The 20221-nt window shown below is 51.4% G+C and carries 17 protein-coding genes; 2 read left to right on the forward strand and 15 right to left on the reverse strand.

Annotated features, from left to right (window positions below; genetic code table 11):
• Positions 1-18: 18 nt before the first annotated feature.
• From dprA to ychF, 13 genes are all read right to left on the reverse strand, one after another.
• Positions 19-1137 carry a DNA-processing protein DprA gene (dprA, locus tag JYE49_RS04750; RefSeq protein ID WP_093956310.1) on the reverse strand — a complete coding sequence of 373 codons (1119 nt, stop codon included), beginning with the start codon at positions 1135-1137 and terminating at the stop codon, positions 19-21.
• The gene (locus tag JYE49_RS04755) at positions 1134-2672 is read right to left on the reverse strand and encodes a YifB family Mg chelatase-like AAA ATPase (RefSeq protein WP_283399310.1); all 1539 of its coding nucleotides are present in this window, start codon (positions 2670-2672) and stop codon (positions 1134-1136) included. The genes dprA and JYE49_RS04755 overlap by 4 nt, the downstream gene beginning before the upstream one ends.
• Positions 2673-2737: 65 nt before the next feature.
• On the reverse strand, positions 2738-7012 hold the full coding sequence (locus JYE49_RS04760) for a phospholipid carrier-dependent glycosyltransferase (RefSeq protein WP_179217223.1): 4275 nt from the start codon (positions 7010-7012) through the stop codon (positions 2738-2740).
• Positions 7013-7031: 19 nt separating this feature from the next.
• Entirely contained in the window at positions 7032-7400 is a 369-nt protein-coding gene (locus JYE49_RS04765) for a YraN family protein (RefSeq protein WP_093956312.1), read from the reverse strand.
• Positions 7397-8008, reverse strand: coding sequence for a ribonuclease HII (gene rnhB / locus JYE49_RS04770; RefSeq protein WP_283399311.1), 612 nt, complete (start codon positions 8006-8008; stop codon positions 7397-7399). The genes JYE49_RS04765 and rnhB overlap by 4 nt, the downstream gene beginning before the upstream one ends.
• A complete protein-coding gene (ylqF, locus tag JYE49_RS04775; RefSeq protein ID WP_179217224.1) occupies positions 8001-8888 on the reverse strand; it encodes a ribosome biogenesis GTPase YlqF in 888 nt (295 codons plus the stop codon). Before ylqF ends, rnhB begins: the two co-directional genes overlap by 8 nt.
• Before the next feature lie 183 nt (positions 8889-9071).
• Positions 9072-9692 carry a DUF4230 domain-containing protein gene (locus JYE49_RS04780; protein ID WP_093956315.1) on the reverse strand — a complete coding sequence of 207 codons (621 nt, stop codon included), beginning with the start codon at positions 9690-9692 and terminating at the stop codon, positions 9072-9074.
• A gap of 10 nt (positions 9693-9702) precedes the next feature.
• The gene (locus tag JYE49_RS04785) at positions 9703-9864 is read right to left on the reverse strand and encodes a hypothetical protein (RefSeq protein ID WP_179217225.1); all 162 of its coding nucleotides are present in this window, start codon (positions 9862-9864) and stop codon (positions 9703-9705) included.
• A 42-nt stretch (positions 9865-9906) separates the two neighbouring features.
• A complete protein-coding gene (locus tag JYE49_RS04790; RefSeq protein WP_093956316.1) occupies positions 9907-10596 on the reverse strand; it encodes a DUF2461 domain-containing protein in 690 nt (229 codons plus the stop codon).
• 56 nt (positions 10597-10652) lie between these two features.
• Positions 10653-12722 carry a glycoside hydrolase family 3 C-terminal domain-containing protein gene (locus tag JYE49_RS04795; RefSeq protein ID WP_093956317.1) on the reverse strand — a complete coding sequence of 690 codons (2070 nt, stop codon included), beginning with the start codon at positions 12720-12722 and terminating at the stop codon, positions 10653-10655.
• A 133-nt stretch (positions 12723-12855) separates the two neighbouring features.
• Positions 12856-13206: a 50S ribosomal protein L19 gene (rplS, locus tag JYE49_RS04800; protein WP_093956318.1), complete on the reverse strand. Its 351-nt coding sequence runs from the start codon at positions 13204-13206 to the stop codon at positions 12856-12858.
• Between the two features lie 144 nt (positions 13207-13350).
• Positions 13351-14361, reverse strand: a complete 1011-nt coding sequence (locus JYE49_RS04805; RefSeq protein WP_093956319.1) for a sugar-transfer associated ATP-grasp domain-containing protein — start codon at positions 14359-14361, stop codon at positions 13351-13353.
• Between the two features lie 21 nt (positions 14362-14382).
• On the reverse strand, positions 14383-15480 hold the full coding sequence (ychF, locus tag JYE49_RS04810) for a redox-regulated ATPase YchF (RefSeq protein WP_093956320.1): 1098 nt from the start codon (positions 15478-15480) through the stop codon (positions 14383-14385).
• 164 nt (positions 15481-15644) lie between these two features.
• Here ychF and JYE49_RS04815 point away from each other — a divergent pair, with 164 nt between their 5' ends.
• Together JYE49_RS04815 and JYE49_RS04820 are read left to right on the forward strand one after the other, a co-directional pair.
• Positions 15645-16499, forward strand: coding sequence for an undecaprenyl-diphosphate phosphatase (locus JYE49_RS04815; protein ID WP_093956321.1), 855 nt, complete (start codon positions 15645-15647; stop codon positions 16497-16499).
• 76 nt (positions 16500-16575) lie between these two features.
• On the forward strand, positions 16576-18015 hold the full coding sequence (locus JYE49_RS04820; protein WP_143754455.1) for a D-alanyl-D-alanine carboxypeptidase family protein: 1440 nt from the start codon (positions 16576-16578) through the stop codon (positions 18013-18015).
• Positions 18016-18020: 5 nt separating this feature from the next.
• Here the strand turns inward: JYE49_RS04820 and JYE49_RS04825 are convergent, their stop codons facing one another.
• Together JYE49_RS04825 and JYE49_RS04830 are read right to left on the reverse strand one after the other, a co-directional pair.
• Positions 18021-19478: a sensor histidine kinase gene (locus JYE49_RS04825; RefSeq protein ID WP_093956323.1), complete on the reverse strand. Its 1458-nt coding sequence runs from the start codon at positions 19476-19478 to the stop codon at positions 18021-18023.
• Positions 19459-20163 carry a response regulator transcription factor gene (locus JYE49_RS04830; protein WP_093956324.1) on the reverse strand — a complete coding sequence of 235 codons (705 nt, stop codon included), beginning with the start codon at positions 20161-20163 and terminating at the stop codon, positions 19459-19461. Before JYE49_RS04830 ends, JYE49_RS04825 begins: the two co-directional genes overlap by 20 nt.
• Positions 20164-20221 lie beyond the last annotated feature (58 nt).

A 20221-nucleotide genomic window follows, 5' to 3' on the forward strand; every position in this document is an offset into this window, starting at 1 on the left:
TATCTCCTCCGGGATGGATTAATGCTTGATCTGATATTGTTTGCCGGGCAGGGCTTCAATGACGCCCCGGATCTGAAGAATTGTCAGCGTGCTCATCAGTACGGAAGGGTTCAGGCCTGTACAGGCGATAAGCTGCTCAAAGCTCAGTGCACCCGGCTTCAGTGCGTTCATAAGTGTTTTTTCTTCCGGCGTGGAAGGCTTGTATCCCTGCACGCAATCGCTATTTTGCCTTACTGCGGAAGGATTGTCAAGCCAGTGAAGATCTTCAAGGATATCATTTGCGCTGGTGAAATAGAGTCCGCCTTCCCGCAGCAGCTGATGATTTCCCTCAAAACAGTCTGAAGCGGGGTCGCCGGGATAGACAAACACGTCCTTCCCCTGCTCCAGCGCGTGATTGACGGAGGTCATACTGCCGCTGCGGATCCTGGCTTCCATGAGGATCAGGGCCCGGCTCAGTCCGACTATAATGCGGTTCCTGACAGGAAAATGCCAGCCCAGTGCCTTTTCACCCGGCGCGTATTCACTGATGATCAGTCCGCCGTTTTTCAGGATGTCGTCATGCAGGCACCGGTTATCTGCCGGATAGACCCGATCCAGGCCGTTTCCGACGACAGCGATTGTCAGGCCCTTCCCGTCCAGGCAGCCGCGATGCGCGGCGGCGTCTATTCCGCAGGCTAGTCCGCTGATGACGGTGATGCCGTGCCTGCCCAGGTCTTCCGCCAGTCTGCCGGCGGCTTTCTGTCCTGTATAGGATGCGGCCCGGCTGCCGACAATGGCCAGGGATCTGTCCCTGAGGCAATCCTTGTTTCCCTGCATGAACAGAATGGCGGGTGGATCATGGATTTCATGCAGCGAAGATGGAAAACCAGGATCCGTGAAAACCAGGGATCTGATCCCGTGCCTGTCCATGACCTTCTGGAGCTTTTCAAGGTTTTCCTTTGTTCCCGTGGAATACAGCAGCTGGTAAAACCGCTGGGAGATAAGCTCTTTCAGTCCGTCGTCATTCCGGCAGACAGCCTCATGGCATGCTTCGGACGAACCGTAATAATCCAGCAGCTTTCTGACCGCAGAAGCCGGCATACAGGCTGAAGCAAGCCACGCGTCATACGCATAACCGTATTGCGACACAGGATTCATCTCCAATACTTCTGATCAAGTTCCCGATACTGGACCGCTTCCGCAATATGAGCGGAGGAGATTGTCTCTTCCCCGGCTAGATCGGCAATGGTTCTGGCCACTTTCAGGATCCGCTGGTAGGCGCGCATGCTCAGGTGCAGGGAATCCACCGCAGCGTTCAGTAGGGCGGTTCCTTCAGCGTCCGGAGTGCAGAACTGTTTTACTTCAGCGTTGGTAAGCTGTGCGTTGCAGTATTTTCCGGTCCCTTCATATCTCTTCAGCTGGATTTCCCGCGCTTTCCGCACTCTGGCAGCGACAACAGCGGAAGATTCGGAAGGCTCGGAATCATTGATTTCATTAATGGGCACGGAATCAACTTCGATCTGAAGGTCTATTCTGTCCAGCAGCGGACCGGAAACACGATCCAGGTACCTTCTGATTTCAGGAGGCGTACATCTGCATGTACGGCGGTTGCTGCCGTAGAAACCGCAGGGACAGGGATTCATGGCGGCTACCAGCATAAAGGAAGACTGGTACTGGGCCTGGCGTCTCACTCTGGCTACGGATACAATTCCGTCTTCCAGCGGCTGCCGGAGGGCTTCCAGCGCACTGCGGCTGAATTCCGGCAGTTCATCCAGGAAAAGGACGCCGTTATGCGCCAGGGAAACTTCACCGGGTTTGGCGTCCTGACCGCCGCCGATCAGGGAGGCGACGGAAGCGTTATGGTGCGGGGCGCAGAAGGGACGGTTGACCATCAGTCCCTTCCCTGCCTGCAGTTTTCCGCAGATGGAATGGATTCGCGTTGTTTCAAGGGATTCTTCAAAGGTCATCGGAGGCAGGATCCCGGGAATGCAGCGGGCAAGCATGGTTTTGCCGCTGCCGGGCACGCCGATCATCAGCATGTTATGCCCGCCGGCTGCAGCCACTTCAACGGCCCGCCGTGCGCCTTTCTGGCCTTTGATCTGTGCCATGTCCACCACAGGAACCGCTTCGTTTTTCAGTGCTTCAAATGAAACCTGCTTCTGTTCTGCCAGTTCCATCTTCCCTTCAAACCAGGCGATCACCTGTCTCAGGTGTGATACGGGGAGAATCCGGATATCCTGTATGCAGGAAACTTCGCAGGCATTTTTTTCCGGCAGTATTACGGTACTGATGCCGTTTTCCTTGGCGCTGATCACCATGGGAAGGGCGCCGTTAATGGGCTGGACGCTTCCGTCCAGGCTTAGCTCGCCGAAAAGCGCTACGGATTTCAGGTCTGTCGGCGGATCAGGGATCAGTATTCCGTCCGCGATCATCATTCCGACTGCAATCGGCAGATCAAAACAGGGACCTTCCTTTTTGGTGTCTGCCGGTGCCAGGTTAACCGTGATCCGTCTGGGGTTCATCTGTTTACCGCTGTTGATAATGGCAGCGTTAACCCGGTCCTTGCTTTCCTTCACGGATGCATCGGGAAGACCGATGATTTCAATACCGGGCATGCTTTCCGTGCCGAACACTTCAACATGGACCTGATAACCGTTCACGCCTGTCACACCGAAACTCAGCAGACTTGCCATGATTCCCATTGCGGTTGATTCCTCCACTGATCAGTTTGGATACCTTGCTTCCCGTTCGGATTTTATCAGGGGTTATACCAGATTCTCAGCAGTTTGTTACCCAGATCCAGCCATTCTGTGCACACATTCAGTCCGCAGGCATACGGGAACAGGATGAGGAAGAACACGGCTGCCGCCGCCGCATATACTGCGGCAAAAATACGGAAGTACAGTTTGTATTTCGGATCGTCCTGGTCGAAGCATACCGCAATCGCGGTCATGATAAATGGAAGGCTCGCAAAATAATGATAGATGTAAGTTCCTCTGGGAACCAGCACCCAGGGCAGATACTGGGCCAGGAATCCGATCAGGATAAAGGAAAAACGGAAATCGGAACTACCTGTCCTGATATGCCAGAGATAATCTGTCCCTTCAAGCCGGTATCTGCGGGTCTGCGCGAAACGGAACAGGCAGTAAACCAGCGCCGCAAGTCCGCCATACCAGATCACAGGATTGCCGAAACAGAAAATACTGTTCCGCATTGTAAATCCGGCCGGGATATATTCCTGTGAGGCGTAATACATGGGTTTGCCGATGATCGGCCATTCCCACCAGGGTGAATAGAAGGGATGATCCATTCCCAGTCCGGGTTCACTGTGATAATTGAACATGCCTACCTGTGCCTTGATCACTTCTTTGACATAGTCTGTCAGGCTGGTAATCCTGCCGGACATATAGGCGAAGTAAGGGATATAACACAGCAGGTAAATAATCACCGGGATCAGGATAAAGAACAGGATGCACCACAGACAAAGAACCAGGGTTTTGCCCAGTGCGGAACGGAGCTGTTCCATATCCTCTCTGGAAGCGCTGCGGATCATCCGGTAGCAATGGGTGAAGAAGAGGACCGCCAGTCCGGCTCCGGCATAAACGCCAATCCATTTGCTTGCGATGGACAGCCCCATGAACAGGCCGCTGAAAAGGAGCGGAATAATGGATGCAGATTTCTTCTCCGTCAGATAGTCTGTCTGTATAAAACGCAGCATGAAGAAGTATTCGAAGATGATAAACAGCACCGGGAAGCTGTCAATGGTGGCAATCTGCGTTTGTGTCAGGTGCTGGCAGTCCAGCGCCATCAGCAGGCATGCCAGGGCAGCGATGCCGGTTTTCTTGGTCAGCTGCTTGACAAGCAGATACATACCGGGCAGCATCAGGATACCGGCCAGCGCCCCTGCAAACCGCCAGCCGAACGGACACATGCCGAAAACAGCAACGGAAAGGCTGATCAGGATTTTTCCGAGAGGCGGATGGCTTGTTTCATAAGGTACTTTACCGTACAGGAATTCAAAACCGGTTCTTGCGTGATAGATTTCATCAAAATAGCTGCTGTTCCACCAGCTTGGCTGTGCAGCGGCTTTGGTGGTTTCATCGCTTTCCGGGAAGGCAGGAAGCCTTTCCAGGGTGTCCTGTTCGTCAATCAGGGAAGCAGGATCGGAATACAGCACAGATTCCGGTTCGGCGCCTGTCTGATCCATAATCCGGACCGGAAGCACTTCTCCGTTCTCATTGCGGAACAGCACTTCATTCAGTGTCAGGCCGATATACTTCGCTTTCAGTTTGACATATCTTCCATTGAAACGGACGACGTGGCTCAGGTTGGAACTCTGGAAAGTCACTTTCTCGTTTTCATCCGTATAGGAAAGGATCACGTATTTCCATTTCCAGCATTGACCCTGGTCCATCTGAGCCCAGACATCGTTTTCCCATTCTTCCCCGTCACGGCTCACGGCAAAGGAGAAATTCCGGCTGCTTACCTGTCCGAAATAGAGGATTTCGAAGTTGTCCCGATACTCGCCCAGGTCGAAGACAATCTCCTCTTCAGGACTGCTGGATGTCCAGGCAGTCTGTGGCGCCTTTGTACTGCCCAGTGTCAGAAGGCTGACGGCGGCATAGATCGCTGTAATGACGGAAAGCAGAATCGTATCCCTTTTATTCCAGTGCAGGAACCGGTCATATCTGCGGGTCGCTTTGGGGGTTGCTTTTTCTTCTTCCGGAATGATCCGTTCTGCTGTCAGGCAGGTATCATTCTCTTCGGTAATGATCGGGAAAGACTGTTCTTCAAAGACCGGGATTTTCGTTTCAATATCTGAAATACAGGGATCATTTATGTTCTCACAACCGGATTCAGATTCGGCCAGGATAGCAGGTTCAGCGTCGGAATCTTCTGCAGGATGATCCTGTAAAACGATTATATCAGCATACAGCTTCGGGCAGAGCCAGACAGCATACAGGGCGCCCGCTATATTCATAAGGCTGATAAGATCGGCAATCACAACCGTATCTGGATTCAGGTGCCCGAAGGCGGAACCCAGGCGGATGCTGTTATCCAGCACAATTCCTTCATTGATGAAGGTTGTCACGGAAAACAGTACAAGGACGTAAAGGATACGCCTGTCTCTGAGCAGGGCCCAGGATGCGGCGAAAAGCAGCAATGCGGGGAAAATATAACGCTCATGCATTTTTACGCCGAATACATACAGAAGCACAAACAGCAGTCCGCCAAGCCATGGAAGAAGACGGATGTCTTTCCGCCGGATGGCTGGAGAAAGAACGATAACAAAAGCAAATCCCATGGCGATTCCGCCGGTCAGTCCCCAGGAAGCGCTCATGCAGGCGCAGACGATAAACGCGGCAGCGAACAGGAAACTGAGGATGGTTTCAATCAGGGGATACATCTTCTCTTTGGAACGGAAATACCACCACAGGCCGTAACCGGTGCAGAGAAGACCCAGCAGCATAGGCGCAAGCATGTGGGCCTCGTTTGCAATGGCGTTCCAGTTCCCGCCCAGGATATAGTAGAAATTGGCGGTGTTGACCGTTGCGTAGGGATAGGATTCAAGCGTACGCTGATATAGCTTGATCAGCCAGTCCCAGTCCTGCTGTAAACTGAAAGGAATCACCCCGGCGGCAAGCGTCAGCAGGCTGATTCCGGTGCCGTACAGGATCGGTTTACGGGATTCAGCATTCCGGAAACAGGTAATCAGGATAAAGATCAGCCCCAGCGGCCCAAGCATAAGGGCCTGGGGTTTGACCAGCACTGCAACCACGTAAAGGGGTAATGCCGCTGTCCACTTCCCTTTTACAGCCAGTACGGAAACGGCCAGCAGGAGCAGGCACAGCACGCTATCCATCTGTCCCCATGCGGCGCTGTTCAGGATGGCGGACGGATTGAACAGCGCAGCGATCAGGAAGAAATACGGAGCATAACCGTATGTTTCATGTTCCCGGACCATAAGACGGTAGACAATAAAGCATCCGATAAGATCACAGATACAGGGAATAAAACGGAAAATAACCCGTTCCAGCATGGGTCCGGCATGCAGGATCCTGGACATTTCGGAATTAAAGGCCAGCACATAGGTATAAAGCGGCGGATAATCGCAGAAATTGGTGTCCTGGTAGAATCCGACGGCTCCGGATTTTGCCATGGTTTTTCCCCAGCTCAGGAAACAGTTCACGTCCACCATGTATCCTTCAACCAGTGAACTGATCAGGACGCGGAGGATAAGCGCCGAGAAAAACAGGGCGGAAAGCAGATAAGGAGCGATTTTCCGGCTGATTGTAATTTCCTGCCTTTTGCGCTGTTCATAATAATAGACGGCAATCAGGGCGAAGGCGGAATAAACAACGCTGATCAGCACAAGCCATACCGTCATCGGAATGGATTGAAGCGGATCTTCATATTCGTCATCATCGTCATAGGAATCTTCGGTCTCCCGGTACCATAGGTCAGCAACCAGGTCGCCGGGAATGCTGTCCACCTTGGTCAGGGAAAGGTCTGAGAAGGCGGCCTTACCGGAACAGATCCCGCTGTATCCGCCCAGCCGGGCAAAAACAACAATATAGTCCTGGTCAGGTCCGGTTTCGCCGTAATACTCTATGTATTCCCATTCACCCTCTGTATCGTATACCTTGTCGCTGAAAGCATAGATGCCCTCGATACTCAGGTTGGCGCCAAGACCTCCTTCAACGCCGCTGGCGCGGATGTATCCGCTGAATTTGTAAAGGGAATCCGGCTCCACTTCGACTGCCTGGGCAAAACGGGCGTCGTTTTCTGCGATATTCTGGATGGTAATGATATGTTCATGACCCGCATCGCCTTCAGAAACACCGAACACGGTATAACCGGCATCCAGATAATATGCGTCGGTATACCAGTATTCCGGCATCCCCTCGCTGTCCAGTTTGGAAAAATCGGCGTTCTGGAGCAGGTTCTCCCCTTCAGCAACGCCAGCGGGCACAAGGGCAAAAACCATCAGAAAAGCGATCAGGAACAATATAATCCGTTTGGATAAAGTCAATCGACAACGCATCCTTTCATTATCGGTAGAACATGCCGCCCGGTTGAAATGCGTTGGGAATGTACAGCATATCATCCGGATGAACCTCCATAACATCAAAACGAACAGCTTTTCCAAGCCATTCCATGCGCATCAGATAAAGGGTGGCAGCCCTGGCAATGCGCCGCTGTTTCTGCTGGTTGACGGCAGCGATACCGGTGCCTGGCAGGGATGTCATCCGGGTTTTCACTTCCACAAAAACCACGGTATCCTTGTCCAGCATAATCAGATCAATTTCGCCTGCTTTGGTCTTGTATCTGCTTTCCAGGAGGCGCATTCCGTAATGATCCTCCAGCCATTGTGCGGCAATTTCCTCACCCAGCAGGCCGGTTTCATAGGTCCATTTCATATAAAATGAGTGATGAAGCTTCTGCGATGAACCGGACAGGGCCCGATTCTTTTCAGAGCTTCAATATGTTCCTTGGTTCCGTAGCCCTTGTTTCGCGCAAATCCGTATTCAGGATAAAGCTGATCAAGTTCGATCATCTGCCTGTCCCGGATAACCTTAGCCACGATGCTTGCCGCGGCAATGGAATAGGAGTTGGCGTCTCCTTTGATAATGGGGACTTCTTTTCCGTTCAGCCCGAGTTTGGTCACCGCGTCAATCAGGAAAATATCGGCCGGTACTTCAGCAGCGGCTTTGCGCATGGCGTTCCGCGTAGCTTCCAGGATATTGATCCGGTCAATCTCTTCCGGAGAGACTTCACCCACGCCGACATAAAGGGCATTGGCCATGATCTCGTCAAAAACCTTCTCCCGTCGGCTTTCGCTCAGCTTTTTGCTGTCGTCAATCCAGATAATAAGCGGATCCTCAGGCATCACAACGCAGGCTGTTACAACGTTCCCGGCCAAAGGGCCGCGGCCGACTTCGTCCATACCTGCGACAACCAATCCTGCCTGTCTGTACTGCCTGTCAAATGCCAATAGCTCGGCTGCATGCTGACTACGGTCAATCATTGCTTTCTGTATCCTCCGTGTTGATTTGGGGCGGCGCTTCAAAAGTGATTCTGCCCAGCTTTCCTGCGCGGTATTCATCCAGCACTACGCTGCAGCAGCGGTCATAGTCAAACCGACCGCCCTTGAGCAGCCATCCTCTTCCGGCGCATACAGCTTCCAGCAGCTCAGCGCCCTTCAGGCTTGTATCCTTAAGATGGAATCTTTCAGATATAGTATCCGGAACCAGGACGCATAATTCTTCCAGCAGGTTGATGGTCAGTTCCCCTGTGTCCACAATGTCATCCTTTATGGAGCCGATATAGCACAGTCTGCGTGCGGAGAGCTGGTCGTCCAGCCGGGGCCAGAGCAGGCCGGGGGTATCAAGCAGTTCAAGATACGGGGATATTTTGACCCATTGATTACTCTTGGTAACGCCGGGACGGTCGCCGGTCTGCGTAACGGAGCGTCCGTACAGCCGGTTGATCATTGTGCTTTTGCCTACGTTCGGAATGCCTGCGATCATGGCCCGGACTGTTTTTCGTACACCTTTTTGCAGCGCCTTGTCTACAATTTCCTTTGTTGCCTGCTCAATCAGGCTGACGGTTTCCTTGCCTTTCATCATACTGGCGTTGGTCAGGTGTGCTTCAATCCCCTGACGGCGGTAATACTGAAGCCAGCGCTTGTTCATGTTCGGATCGGCCAGGTCGGATTTGTTCATAAAAAGCAGATGACGCTTCTGTGAAATCATTTTGGCCAGTTCAGGATTCCTGCTGGAATAAGGCAGCCGCGCGTCGCACAGTTCAATGATCAGGTCGATTCGTTTGATCTGATCCTGGAGCAGGCGTTTGGTTTTCGCCATATGTCCGGGATACCAGTTGATTCTGTCTTTATTCTCGCTCATCGTAATCACATCCTTATCCGATGGATCGTTCCGGTCAGATCCTGCCCGAACCGGCTCTGTATCCTGCATTCATCTTTATTTCGAAAAAATCACTTCATTATATTATGAAAAAAAAGACCATCAGTCAAGGCGAACAAAACCAGCTTCCTGATTGTCTTTATGTCAAAAAAAGCAGCCTGTTTATCAGGCTGCCGGATCGTTCAGTTTTATAAATTCGAATTCGTAATGCCTTTCTCCGTATTGCTCAAGCCATTGACAGATGGTTGTTTCAAAGGATTTCCGGATATCTTCCCAGGCTCTGTCCGAATGTTCCTTTTCGCTGATATATTGTTCCCTGCATTTCAGCTTCTGTTCATTGAGCAGTGTTTCAACGCTTTTTTCAACCGCTTTGGAGAAAAAGTTGTTCTTGTTGATTTCCAGGGCTTCAATACCGTCGTTGAGGATTTCGGGATCAGGAAGTTCAAAGATGATCCTGTCGCTGTCCGGTGTCATGACTACTTTGCTCAGGTCAATGCCGACACTGGCGGTATAGCGGTAACGGATGGTGGTTGTGCCGACGGTTCCCAGGATAATAACGTTGGTCTTGGCTTCAAGAACGCCCTCTTCGTCAATGGTGGTTACTTCCAGCCGTTTGCTGGACTCCAGCTTCTGTTCCAGGATCATGCTCTGAACCCGGATTTCGCCTGTGGCGTCAGGCAGCAGCTGCCTGATCCATGTACGGGCAAAAGGAAGCAGGGCAATCACCAGAATGATTACCAATGCTTTTGAAATGACGGATAATGCCCATTTTCCGGTCTTCTTCATGGCTATTTCCTCATGCTGCGGTCGTCATCATGGCCAGCAGCGGGATCAGTCCGTAGGTAATCAGGAAATAAAGGACAGTAAGAATACCGACCAGCATAAAAAACATGCTGATAAAGGACATACGGTGCCTTCTTTCCCGTTCCCGGGGTTCATGAGGCGGACGACGTTTCATGAATAGTCTCATTTTACTCACACTTTCACATGGATTACGTTATTACTCATCATGGGAAAGGTCATCCAGGTAACCTCTCAACAGCCGGTAAAGCGGTGCGAGGGTGCGGAAGTCTTTCCTCACTTCTTTCAGGATGCGTTCGGAAAAGGCCCACTGCCAGACAGGATTGTACCTTCCGACATAAATCTCTCTTCCGGTATACCATGGTTTCAGGCGCATCGGTATTTCATCCGGAATATCCATTCTCTTGAAAAATGAACCGTTCAGGATAAGTTTGTGTCCGGGAAGATCGAGATCATCCAGTAAAGCAAGGATTCCGTCGGGATTGGCCCTCATGCGTTTGCGGAAAAGATCCATCAGTTCACGGTTTTCGCCCCATATGCCCATTCCCCAGCTCAGCCTGTCCACGCCGAATTCAAAATAATAGAACAGACTTTTATCCCTGGGTTCTCCGGCTCTTCTGAACAGGAACCAGAGATGATCCCTGTAAGGGCTCTTATCCCTGGAAAACCGCGTATCACGGTGGATGCGTGAAAGGCATTTGTATGGCCGGATTTCCATCATTGGATCAATTTTACGCATGTCCTCGCCCAGGTCCGTGATCATTTCATAAAACGGCGTCTGGACGGTTTCCACATAACGGTCATGATTCTCATGAAAGTATGGGGTGTTGTTGTGAAACTTCAGGTCGAGAAAGAACTGGATAGTTTCATCCGTTAAACCTGTAAACATAGGAACTCACCTGCGTTTCGATCTTTTGAATCCGGAAAACGGAAACAGACTCTGGTTTATTTTCTGATAGAAACAGGCTTTGAACCGGTCATTTCAATGCTCTGTTCATCCGGCTGGCAAACGCCTGCGTAGAGCGTGCAGTGCTCCACGGTAACACGCTGTCCGTCGGGATCAACCACGGTATAGGTGAGCGGATCCAGCGGAACGCTGACGGTGCCTGTTTCTCCGGCCTTCAGGCTGATACGGCGGAATCCGCAAAGCCTGGGGTGAACAGGAGCAAAGGGACTGTCACACTCCACATAAATCTGAACGAGCGCGTCGCCGTCCATCTTCCCGTTGTTGGTGATCTCAGTTTTCACTTCATTGCCGGATACAGAGGCGCTGAGGACCTGATAGGAGGTATAGCTCAGACCGTATCCAAAGGGATAAAGCGGCTTTCCGGTAAAATACCGGTAAGTCCGGTTTTCCATGCTGTAATTTTCAAAATCAGGCAGATCGTTGATATCCCTGTAGAAAGTCAGTGGCAGGTGTCCGCTGAAATTCTTTTCGCCGAAAAGAAGCTCAGCCAGCGCGGTTCCGCCGGCTTGCCCGGGATACCAGGTAAATACTTTCGCGTTGCCGCCGGGTACATTCAGGCTGGAGCCTGCTGTAACGACGGTGACCAGCTTTTTCGCGCTTTCTGTGAGTACGTCCAGGAGACGCCGCTGGGATTCCGGAATCAGCAGGTCTTTTTTATCCCCGCTGAAATACTCGTTTCCTGTATCCCCTTCTTCGCCTTCCAGACCGGCGTCCAGTCCCACGCAGGCGATCGTAACGTCCGCGGCTTCCGCATACATGGCGGCTTCCGCCAGCCGGTCGTCAGCCTGTGCAAGCCCGGAGGTGCGATCCTTGAACAGATGACATCCCAGGCTGTACAGCACGCGTATTCCGTGTTTTTCTGCATACCGACGCAGACCTTCCAGGAAGGTCACATACCGGCTGCTTGTGCCGTTGTAATTACCTTCAAGGGCAGGAATACTGTCTGCATTAGGGCCGATTACTGCGATGGTCCGGATGCTTCCGGGATCCAGTGGCAGGATGCCGTCGTTTTCAAGCAGCACCATGCTCTTTTCAGCAGCTTCCAGGGCCAGGGCGGCATGCTCATCCGTATCGTTGGCCGTCACGGGAATCTGATCGTATTCACAGTCGTCCGCAAAAAGGCCCAGCATAAACCGGGTTGTAAACAGATGTTCACAGGCGGTGGTGATCTCTTCTTCGGTAATCAGCCCTTCCTGCAGCGCTTCCAGGATGTGCAGGTAGGTGTTTCCACAGTTCAGGTCACAGCCGTTTTTGAGGGCCAGCGCGGCACTCTCCGGCGCTGTTGCTGTTACTTTATGGTTGACATGGAAGTCCCGGATGGCCCAGCAGTCGCTGACAATATGACCCCGGAAGCCCCATTTTTCACGCAGGGTCTTTTTCAGCAGGGTCTCGCTGCCGCAGGCGGGTTCCCCGTTTACCCGGTTATAGGCGCCCATGACAGATTCAACCTCGCCTTCCCGTACTGTGGCTTCAAAGGCAGGCAGGTAGGTTTCGTTCATATCCTTGGCGTTGGCACGGGCGTCAAACTGATGCCGCAGCGCCTCCGGTCCGGAGTGTACCGCAAAGTGTTTGCTGCAGGCAGCCGTCTTCAGGTATTTGCCTTTTCCCTGTAGTCCCTGGATAAAACGGATACCCAGACGGCTGGTGAGATAAGGATCTTCTCCGTAGGTTTCGTGTCCCCGGCCCCAGCGCGGATCGCGGAAAATATTGATATTCGGGCTCCATACAGTCAGACCCTTATAGATATCCCTGTCTCCGTGCCGGCTTTGTCCGTTGAATTTGGCACGCGCCTCATCAGAGATCACGTCGGCAATCTTTTCCTGCATGTCTTCATCAAACATGGCAGCCAGGCCGATCGCCTGAGGGAATACGGTTGCAGTGCCTGCCCGCGCCACACCGTGCAGTACTTCGTTCCACCAGTTATATGCCGGAATACCGAGCCTGTCGATGGAAGGCGCGTCATATTTCAGCTGAGAAGCTTTTTCCTCCAGAGTCATACGGCTGACAAGCTCTTTCGCTTTGGCCGCTGCTTCCGTTCTGTCCCTCATGATATGATCCTCCGATTCATAAATATCCAATTTATATATATTCCACAATATACAGTATGATTCCTTCCGGTTCTCTCAATATATCTGGATATAAAAAAACTGCTGCATCATGCAGCAGTTTTTTTCGCACAAATCAGACGCGTTTGACTTCCTTAATCTTGGCTGCCTTGCCCTGACGATCGCGCAGATAGTACAGCTTGGCGCGGCGAACCTTACCGTGACGGATCAGTTCAACATGGTCCACACGGGGAGAATTGATCGGGAAAGTACGTTCAACACCAATGCCATAGGACACACGGCGAACCGTAAATGTTTCACGGATGCCGCCATTGCGCTTGGCGATAACAGTGCCTTCGAAAGCCTGCAGACGTTCACGGTTGCCTTCGACAACCTTAACCCATACGCGTACGGTATCACCGACGTTGATCTGGGGCAGATCGCTGCGAATCTGTTTTGCTTCGATGGAGCGGATAATTTCGTTCATGGTTTGTGCCTCCTTCCCTCATAGACGTTCATGACCCGGCGGTTCATCCGAACGGATGAATCATATGTTTCCGGACAGAGGACCGTCCGCATAACGACAAATATATTAACATAAATGTAAAGATCTTGCAAGAGATATTTTTCCTTACAGATCAATGAATTTTTCAAATTCGGGCAGGATGCCGATTCCGTCAGGATAATGGGCCGCAAACTGAGGAATGGCGTGGGACGGGAAGCTGTTTCCCTCGATGAAGGTGGGGCCGTCCTCAGTAATGGCTACGTCCCAGGCGATGAAGCGCATCTGCGGGATCTTCTGTGCTGCTTCCATGCACATTTTCTTCGCTTCTTCCCAGTATGGAATCTGGAATCCGATGATGCTGGTATCAGTCATGGGATGTTTGATGAACGTGTTGCCCTGCTTGTCCGCACCCACGGTGCTAAGCTTGCCGGTTTCAATATTGATCCTGGAGGCCATGCCGCCGCAGTCAACGTTGTCCATTACTTTACCGTTGCCGATGCGCAGGAAAGCATATACAATCCCCTGCTGTTTGTCACCAAGCAATGTGGCAATCCGGCAGGTGTTGACGGAGGTGGGACAAAGGGCCGCCATCTTCGGATGTTGCCTGACGATTTCTTCCAGGATACCAATGCCGTCCTTTTTCAGCCGCGCAAGGAAGGCTTCCGGGCCGTCCTTCCAGTCTTCGGACGTATATTTCTGGATTCCGACGCCGCTGGATCCTTCCAGCGGTTTGCCAATCAGCGCGTCAAAGTTGCGGCAAAGTGCGAACAGATCATCTGTGGAGGTGTTGTCGTCAATCCGGATCCATTTACGGGGAATCCATTCTTTAAAGAAGGTGTTGAACTCCGTTTTATCGTCAAAAGTATGCCAGTATTCTTTCGGATTCATCCTCCGGACGATATCGTTGGAGATACCGCGCGTAATGACGGTTTTGCGCTGCTCGTCGTTCAGCTTGTACATCTGGGCAATTTTGTAGTCAATGTAGCCTGCGTTGTATTTGATGCCGCAGCGCAGCATATCCGTCAGAAGCCAGAGCCTTCCCTTTCCGCTCCGCTTTTTCAGCAGGCCGGTGGTTTTCCACATGGCTTTCCAGTCTATCTTTTTCAGGCGGTTGATGAAATAATTGAAACGGGACATGGCGAATACCTTTCCTCTCTGTCAAACGTTAAAGCGGAACAGGGTGATGTCCCCGTCCTTCATGACGTAATCCTTGCCTTCACTGCGTACGAGGCCCTTCTCCTTGCAGGCGGCCATACTTCCGAGCTCTGCCAGCGTATCGAAGGGAACGATTTCTGCGCGGATGAAACCCTTTTCGAAATCGGTATGGATTTTGCCTGCAGCCTGGGGTGCCTTCGTTCCGTTCACAATGGTCCATGCCCTGCATTCATCTTCTCCCGCTGTCAGGAAGGAAATCAGACCCAGCAGGCGGTAGCTGGCTGTAATCAGCCGGTCCAGGCCGCTCTGGCCGATGCCGAGCTCGCTCAGGAATTCGCTTTTTTCTTCCGGATTCATGGAGGCGATATCCTGCTCAATGGCAGCGGAAATCACGATCACCTCGGCATTTTCGGCCGCCGCGGTCTTCCGCACCTGGTTCACATAATCGATTTCTGAATCGTCTTTTCCGAGATCGTCCTCTGAAATATTGGCTGCGTAAATCACCGGTTTGGTGGTCAGCAGGAACCAGCTCTGGAGAATCGCTTTCTCATCATCCGTGCATTCAAGCGTACGGGCCGGTTTTCCGGATTCCAGATGAGCATAGAGACGGTCGGCCAGTTCCGCTTCTGCTCCGGCTTTTTTATCCCCGCCGCGGAAACTTTTTTCGGCCTTGTCCTTGCGCTTCTGAACGGTTTCCATATCGGCAAAAATCAGTTCAAGGTTAATGGTTTCAATATCCCTTACAGGATCAACGGAACCATCCACATGGATAATGTTGTCATCATTAAAGCAGCGGACAACATGGACGATTGCGTCCACTTCCCGGATGTGTGAAAGGAATTTGTTTCCCAGCCCTTCGCCGCGGCTGGCGCCTTTCACCAGACCGGCGATATCCACAAATTCAATTGTGGTGGGAGTAACCTTCTTCGGATGATACATATCGGCGAGCACATTCAGCCGGTGATCAGGCACAAGCACCACACCAGTGTTGGGTTCGATGGTACAGAAAGGATAGTTTTCAGCCTGTGCTCCAGCGTTTGTGATCGCATTGAACAGCGTGCTTTTTCCGACGTTCGGAAGACCGACAACTCCGAGTTTCATATATTTGGCTACTCTCCTTATAAATAGGTATATTTATGAACTTTCCGGCAAAAAATTATATCCGTTGTAGTATAAACAGTCAAGAGACGGAAGACCGGTCAATCTTTCCAAACCTGAACGGATATGATAAAATGTATAAATAATCATGTTGGAGGTATGTCCTGATGTCTGTTCTGCACAGTGCTCTTCTTGGATTAATACAGGGTCTTGGAGAATTCCTGCCCATCTCTTCCAGCGGGCATTTGCTGCTTGCCCGTATTTTCTTCGGTATCCAGACGGATACTCCTGCGATGAAGATGCTCGACATTCTGCTCCATGTCGGTACACTGGTGCCTGTGCTGATTGTTTTCAGGAAAGAATGGCTGGATATGATCCTCCGTCCTGTCCGCAACAAAACGCTTCTGCTTCTTGTGATTGCTTCCCTGCCGACGCTTGGCGTCTATTTTGCCGCAAAAAAAGCCTTCCCAGCCGTTAACGGTTTTGCTGTTTTTGACAGCGGCTGGTTCCTCGGCACATCTTTCCTGATCACTGCCCTTTTCCTGATTATCTGTGACCGCATGGCAGTCCGTCAGAAGAATGGCAGCGGAAAGGTCGGTATTCTGCAGGCTGTTGTCATGGGTCTGTTCCAGGGAATCGGTATGACGCCCGGTATTTCCCGTAGTGGTTCCACCATCCTGGGCGGCGTATCAACCGGCCTTGACAAAAATACGGCTGCCAGGTTCTCTTTTATGATGAGCGCTCCCGCGATTGTCGGATCCCTTCTGATGGAAGGAAAAGATGCGCTTGAGGAAGGCTATCTCAGCGAGATTTCACTGGTGCCCGCACTGGTCGGCATTCTGGTGGCTGCCATTGTGGGATATGCCGCTATCCGTTTTATGCTGAAGGTCATTACGAAAATACCGCTTTCCTGGTTTGCGCTGTATCTTGCGATTATCGGTATAGTCTTCCTTTTCCTGCAGCTGAGCGGTAACTCCATTGTGCCGGCATTTGCTGTACCGGCTGCGGTTCTCGCCGCGTAACAGGTTCTGATTCTGTGAATGATTTGATTGAAGTGAGGTGAAGCATTTGAAAAGAGTAACAGCATTTTTGCTGGTTATGATTATGCTTTTTACCTCTGTCTCCGTTTCTTTTGCGGCGAAAAGCAAGGATCCGACGCCCACGGCAGAGCCGATTCCCCAGCCGACCCTTTCCCCTGATGCCCCCGAATATGATAAGGAACATCCTGAAAACCTGTCCCCTGACCAGCTTTATGCCCTTTCCGCTGTCCTGATGACCCAGGATAAGGGAGAGGTCATTTTTGAGAAGGATGCCGATGAGCGGCGCTATCCCGCCTCCATGACCAAAATCCTTACAGTTCTGATAGCACTGATGTTTGTGGATGATCTGGATGAAACCGTCACAGTCTCTCAAACGGCAGTAAATGTACCTCCGGACTCTTCCACCATGTATCTGAAAGTGGATGAGGAAATTCGCCTGATTGACGTCATTTACGGCACTATGCTGCTGTCAGCCAATGACGGAGCCAATGTGATTGCTGAGGCTGTATCCGGAGATATTCCCCGCTTTGTGGATCTGATGAACAGGACAGCCGAGACCCTGGGCTGCATCAACACACACTTTGTCAATCCTCACGGTTATCATGATGACAATCATTATTCCACCGCCCGGGATATGGCTGTGATTGCACGGGAAGCCATGAAAAACGAAACCTTCCGTGAAATCGTCGGCACCACTTCCTATCAGCTTCCCCGCACCAACAAACAGCGCGCCCGCACCATTACCACAAAAACGGAATACATGCTCACGGGCAGTGAGGAAAGCCCGAATCAGTATTATTATGAATATGCAACCGGTATCAAAACCGGTTCCCATTCCCATTCCGGATACTGTTTTGCGGGTGCCGCTTCCAAGGATGGGGTGGATCTGATTTCGGTCGTTATGTTTACCGGCAGAAAAGCACGCTGGGCAGATACCATCAAGCTCATGAATTACGGTTTCAGCCAGTATGTGAGTGTTACTCCGGTGGATCTTTACAACATGAGACCCATCAAACTGTCGACATCCAATTACTCCACGTCTGATCCGGATAACGGAGAGATCACACTGGTCTGTTCCCCTGTCGGTGAAAATGCCCAGATTGTCACGACGCAGTCCGACGTCAATCGCATGGCGGACAATCTGCGGGATTACGTGGCTTTTGATTTCAGGGGTGATCTGCAGGCGCCTATCCAGGCCGGTGAAGAAATCGGGACCATGACCTGGTATAATGATAAGGGAGAACCTTTTGTCTATTCGCTGACGTCTTCCCGTTCCGTTGAAAAGCGGGACAACGCCCCCAAAACAATCGATGAAATTATTGCGGAAACCTATGCTGATCCCAATCCCTTTCCGCCTTTCAATTTCGAGTTCGTGCTCATTCTGTTCGGACCACCCCTGGTACTGATTGGCATCATTGCGTTCCTGGTTATTTCCAGGAAAAAAAGGAGCGGGCATAAAATGCGCGCTCCCAAGCCTGTGAACAGATATGTAAAATAACCGGTTTATTCCTTTTCTGTACCGTTCGGAAGTATAATGGAAAAAATGGAACCGCATCCGGGTTTGGAACGAACCCGGAGTTTTCCTTTATGTGCGACAACAATGATTCTGGCAATGCTCAGTCCCAGACCGTGCCCGCCGGTTTCGGACTGCCGTGCCTTATCGCTTCTGTAGAAACGTTCAAAGATCTTCGGAAGCTCTTCCTGTGAAATACCCTGTCCTTCATCCTTCACCGACAGGCAGCAGTTCCCTCCGGGTTCATTGGTGCAGGACAGCGTTACCGTCGTTCCCGGACTGGAATACTTGACTGCATTGTCACAAAGGATTCGCAGTACCTGTTTCATCATATTCCTGTCGGCACTGATTGTAAGGGGATCCATCCGGGCCGTTTTAAAATGATATTCGGTATGGACCATGGTTTCTTCCTTCTGGATCTCCCGGATCAGTTCTGCCGGATCAAAGGAAGACATCTCCATCATCAGTGTTTTCTTGTCATGACGTGCCAGGAACAGGAGGCTTTCCACCAGGTCCTTCATACTTTCCGTCTCCTGGGAGATGGCGGTAATGCCTTCATCCAGGATTTCAGGATCATCCTTGCCCCACCGCTTCAGCATGTCGGTATATCCCCGGATGACGGAGATGGGGGTTCTCAGCTCGTGACTGGCGTCGGAAACAAATTGTTTCTGGCTGTTATAGCTGCGTTCAATCCGGTCCAGCATCCTGTTGATGACTGTGGCCAGGTCCTTCAGCTCATTTTTGGTTCCGGCAATATTGATCCGGTTGGAAAGGTTGCTCTCAGACAAGGTTTCTGCCATGGAGGTGATATCCCGGATCGGGGCCAGCACGCGCTTGTTAAGTCTCTGGTCGTGCCGGAAGAAGTATATGATACGGAACAGGTCGCACAGCAGCAGCCCGCCCATCAGGATGCCCCAGGTGATCCACAGGTAATGGATGTTCAGGGTTACAAGCCAGTTTTGACTGCTTCGGCTGTAGAGGAAGCGAAACTGCTGATGACTGAATAACCTGCCGAACATCAGGGAGATATCGCTGGAAATCCTCGGGAAAAAGTCTTGCTCCCGGATTATGTCCGAAACCTGGGCTGTCAGGTAACCTTTCGTGACAGTCTGTATTTCCTGTTCGGACTCAGCATACTCGCCCGTTTCTTCTGTCATCCCGGATTCTTCCTGCACAGTCCGCACCGGTATCAGTTCGTTCAGCTCCTGGGAAACCGGAATGGCTATACAGAAGCAGAAAACAATGGACAGGATGAATGCAACCGGGATAAAACTGCGGAAAAGCTGGAAACAGTAATGCAGCGCAATCCTGAAAGCAAGCGACAGCCTGATCCGGCTGACGCCGCCATGCAGGCTTCCGCTCACCTTGTTTGCCAGTACAAGCTCGCGTTCTGTGACGTCCTTCTGTTTCGTTTTTTTGTTTTTATTCTTATTCTTGTTCTTCTTCATAATCGAATAAATATCCTACGGAACGGATGGTGTGGATGGTCTTGATGTTGTACTGATCATCGATCTTGTGCCGCAGATAGCGGATATAGACGTCAACGATATTGGAATCACCGAAGTAGTCGTATCCCCATACCTCGTTCATCAGTTTATCCCGGGTTACGGCTGTTCCCTTGTGTTCCATCAGGTACTTCAGTGTGTCAAATTCCTTTTTGGTCAGTGAAACCGGTTCTCCTTTGACCCGTACCTGCCATGAGGCTGTATCAATACTGATACAGCCCGCCTTCAGGATGTGATCTTCTTCCGGCGCAGCCTGGACATTTCGCATGCGGTTCTTTTTCAGCGCGACGCGGATTCTTGCCAGCAGCTCTTCAATGGCGAAAGGCTTTGTCACATAGTCGTCCGCACCCATATCCAGCCCCATGACTTTATCGGATACGTCATCCTTTGCCGTCAGCATGATGATCGGTACGTCGCTGGTATGTCTCAGCCTTCTGCAGACTTCAATGCCGCTCAGTTCAGGCAGCATAAGGTCAAGGATCAGGAGATCCGGGTTTTCCTCCAGTGCGGTATCCAGCCCGCTTCTTCCGTCAAATGCAGTGATTACGTCATAGCCTTCATGCTTCAGTTCCAGTTCAAGAAACCGGGCTATTTTCTTTTCGTCTTCCACAATGAGTATTTTCGACATCGATATCCTGTCCTTTCCCTGCTCCGGAATAGCATCAGAAACGGTAACCTCACAGATT

This window comes from Aristaeella hokkaidonensis, assembly GCF_018128945.1.
Taxonomy (GTDB): Bacteria; Bacillota; Clostridia; order Christensenellales; family Aristaeellaceae; genus Aristaeella; species Aristaeella hokkaidonensis.

Coding starts and splice junctions, on each gene's coding strand:
- dprA (WP_093956310.1), bottom strand. CDS start 1,137: ATGAATCCTGTGTCGCAATACGGTTATGCGTATGACGCGTGGCTTGCT.
- JYE49_RS04755 (WP_283399310.1), bottom strand. CDS start 2,672: ATGGCAAGTCTGCTGAGTTTCGGTGTGACAGGCGTGAACGGTTATCAG.
- JYE49_RS04765 (WP_093956312.1), bottom strand. CDS start 7,400: ATGAAATGGACCTATGAAACCGGCCTGCTGGGTGAGGAAATTGCCGCA.
- rnhB (WP_283399311.1), bottom strand. CDS start 8,008: ATGATTGACCGTAGTCAGCATGCAGCCGAGCTATTGGCATTTGACAGG.
- ylqF (WP_179217224.1), bottom strand. CDS start 8,888: ATGAGCGAGAATAAAGACAGAATCAACTGGTATCCCGGACATATGGCG.
- JYE49_RS04780 (WP_093956315.1), bottom strand. CDS start 9,692: ATGAAGAAGACCGGAAAATGGGCATTATCCGTCATTTCAAAAGCATTG.
- JYE49_RS04785 (WP_179217225.1), bottom strand. CDS start 9,864: ATGAAACGTCGTCCGCCTCATGAACCCCGGGAACGGGAAAGAAGGCAC.
- JYE49_RS04790 (WP_093956316.1), bottom strand. CDS start 10,596: ATGTTTACAGGTTTAACGGATGAAACTATCCAGTTCTTTCTCGACCTG.
- JYE49_RS04795 (WP_093956317.1), bottom strand. CDS start 12,722: ATGAGGGACAGAACGGAAGCAGCGGCCAAAGCGAAAGAGCTTGTCAGC.
- rplS (WP_093956318.1), bottom strand. CDS start 13,206: ATGAACGAAATTATCCGCTCCATCGAAGCAAAACAGATTCGCAGCGAT.
- JYE49_RS04805 (WP_093956319.1), bottom strand. CDS start 14,361: ATGTCCCGTTTCAATTATTTCATCAACCGCCTGAAAAAGATAGACTGG.
- ychF (WP_093956320.1), bottom strand. CDS start 15,480: ATGAAACTCGGAGTTGTCGGTCTTCCGAACGTCGGAAAAAGCACGCTG.
- JYE49_RS04815 (WP_093956321.1), top strand. CDS start 15,645: ATGTCTGTTCTGCACAGTGCTCTTCTTGGATTAATACAGGGTCTTGGA.
- JYE49_RS04820 (WP_143754455.1), top strand. CDS start 16,576: ATGATTATGCTTTTTACCTCTGTCTCCGTTTCTTTTGCGGCGAAAAGC.
- JYE49_RS04825 (WP_093956323.1), bottom strand. CDS start 19,478: ATGAAGAAGAACAAGAATAAGAATAAAAACAAAAAAACGAAACAGAAG.
- JYE49_RS04830 (WP_093956324.1), bottom strand. CDS start 20,163: ATGTCGAAAATACTCATTGTGGAAGACGAAAAGAAAATAGCCCGGTTT.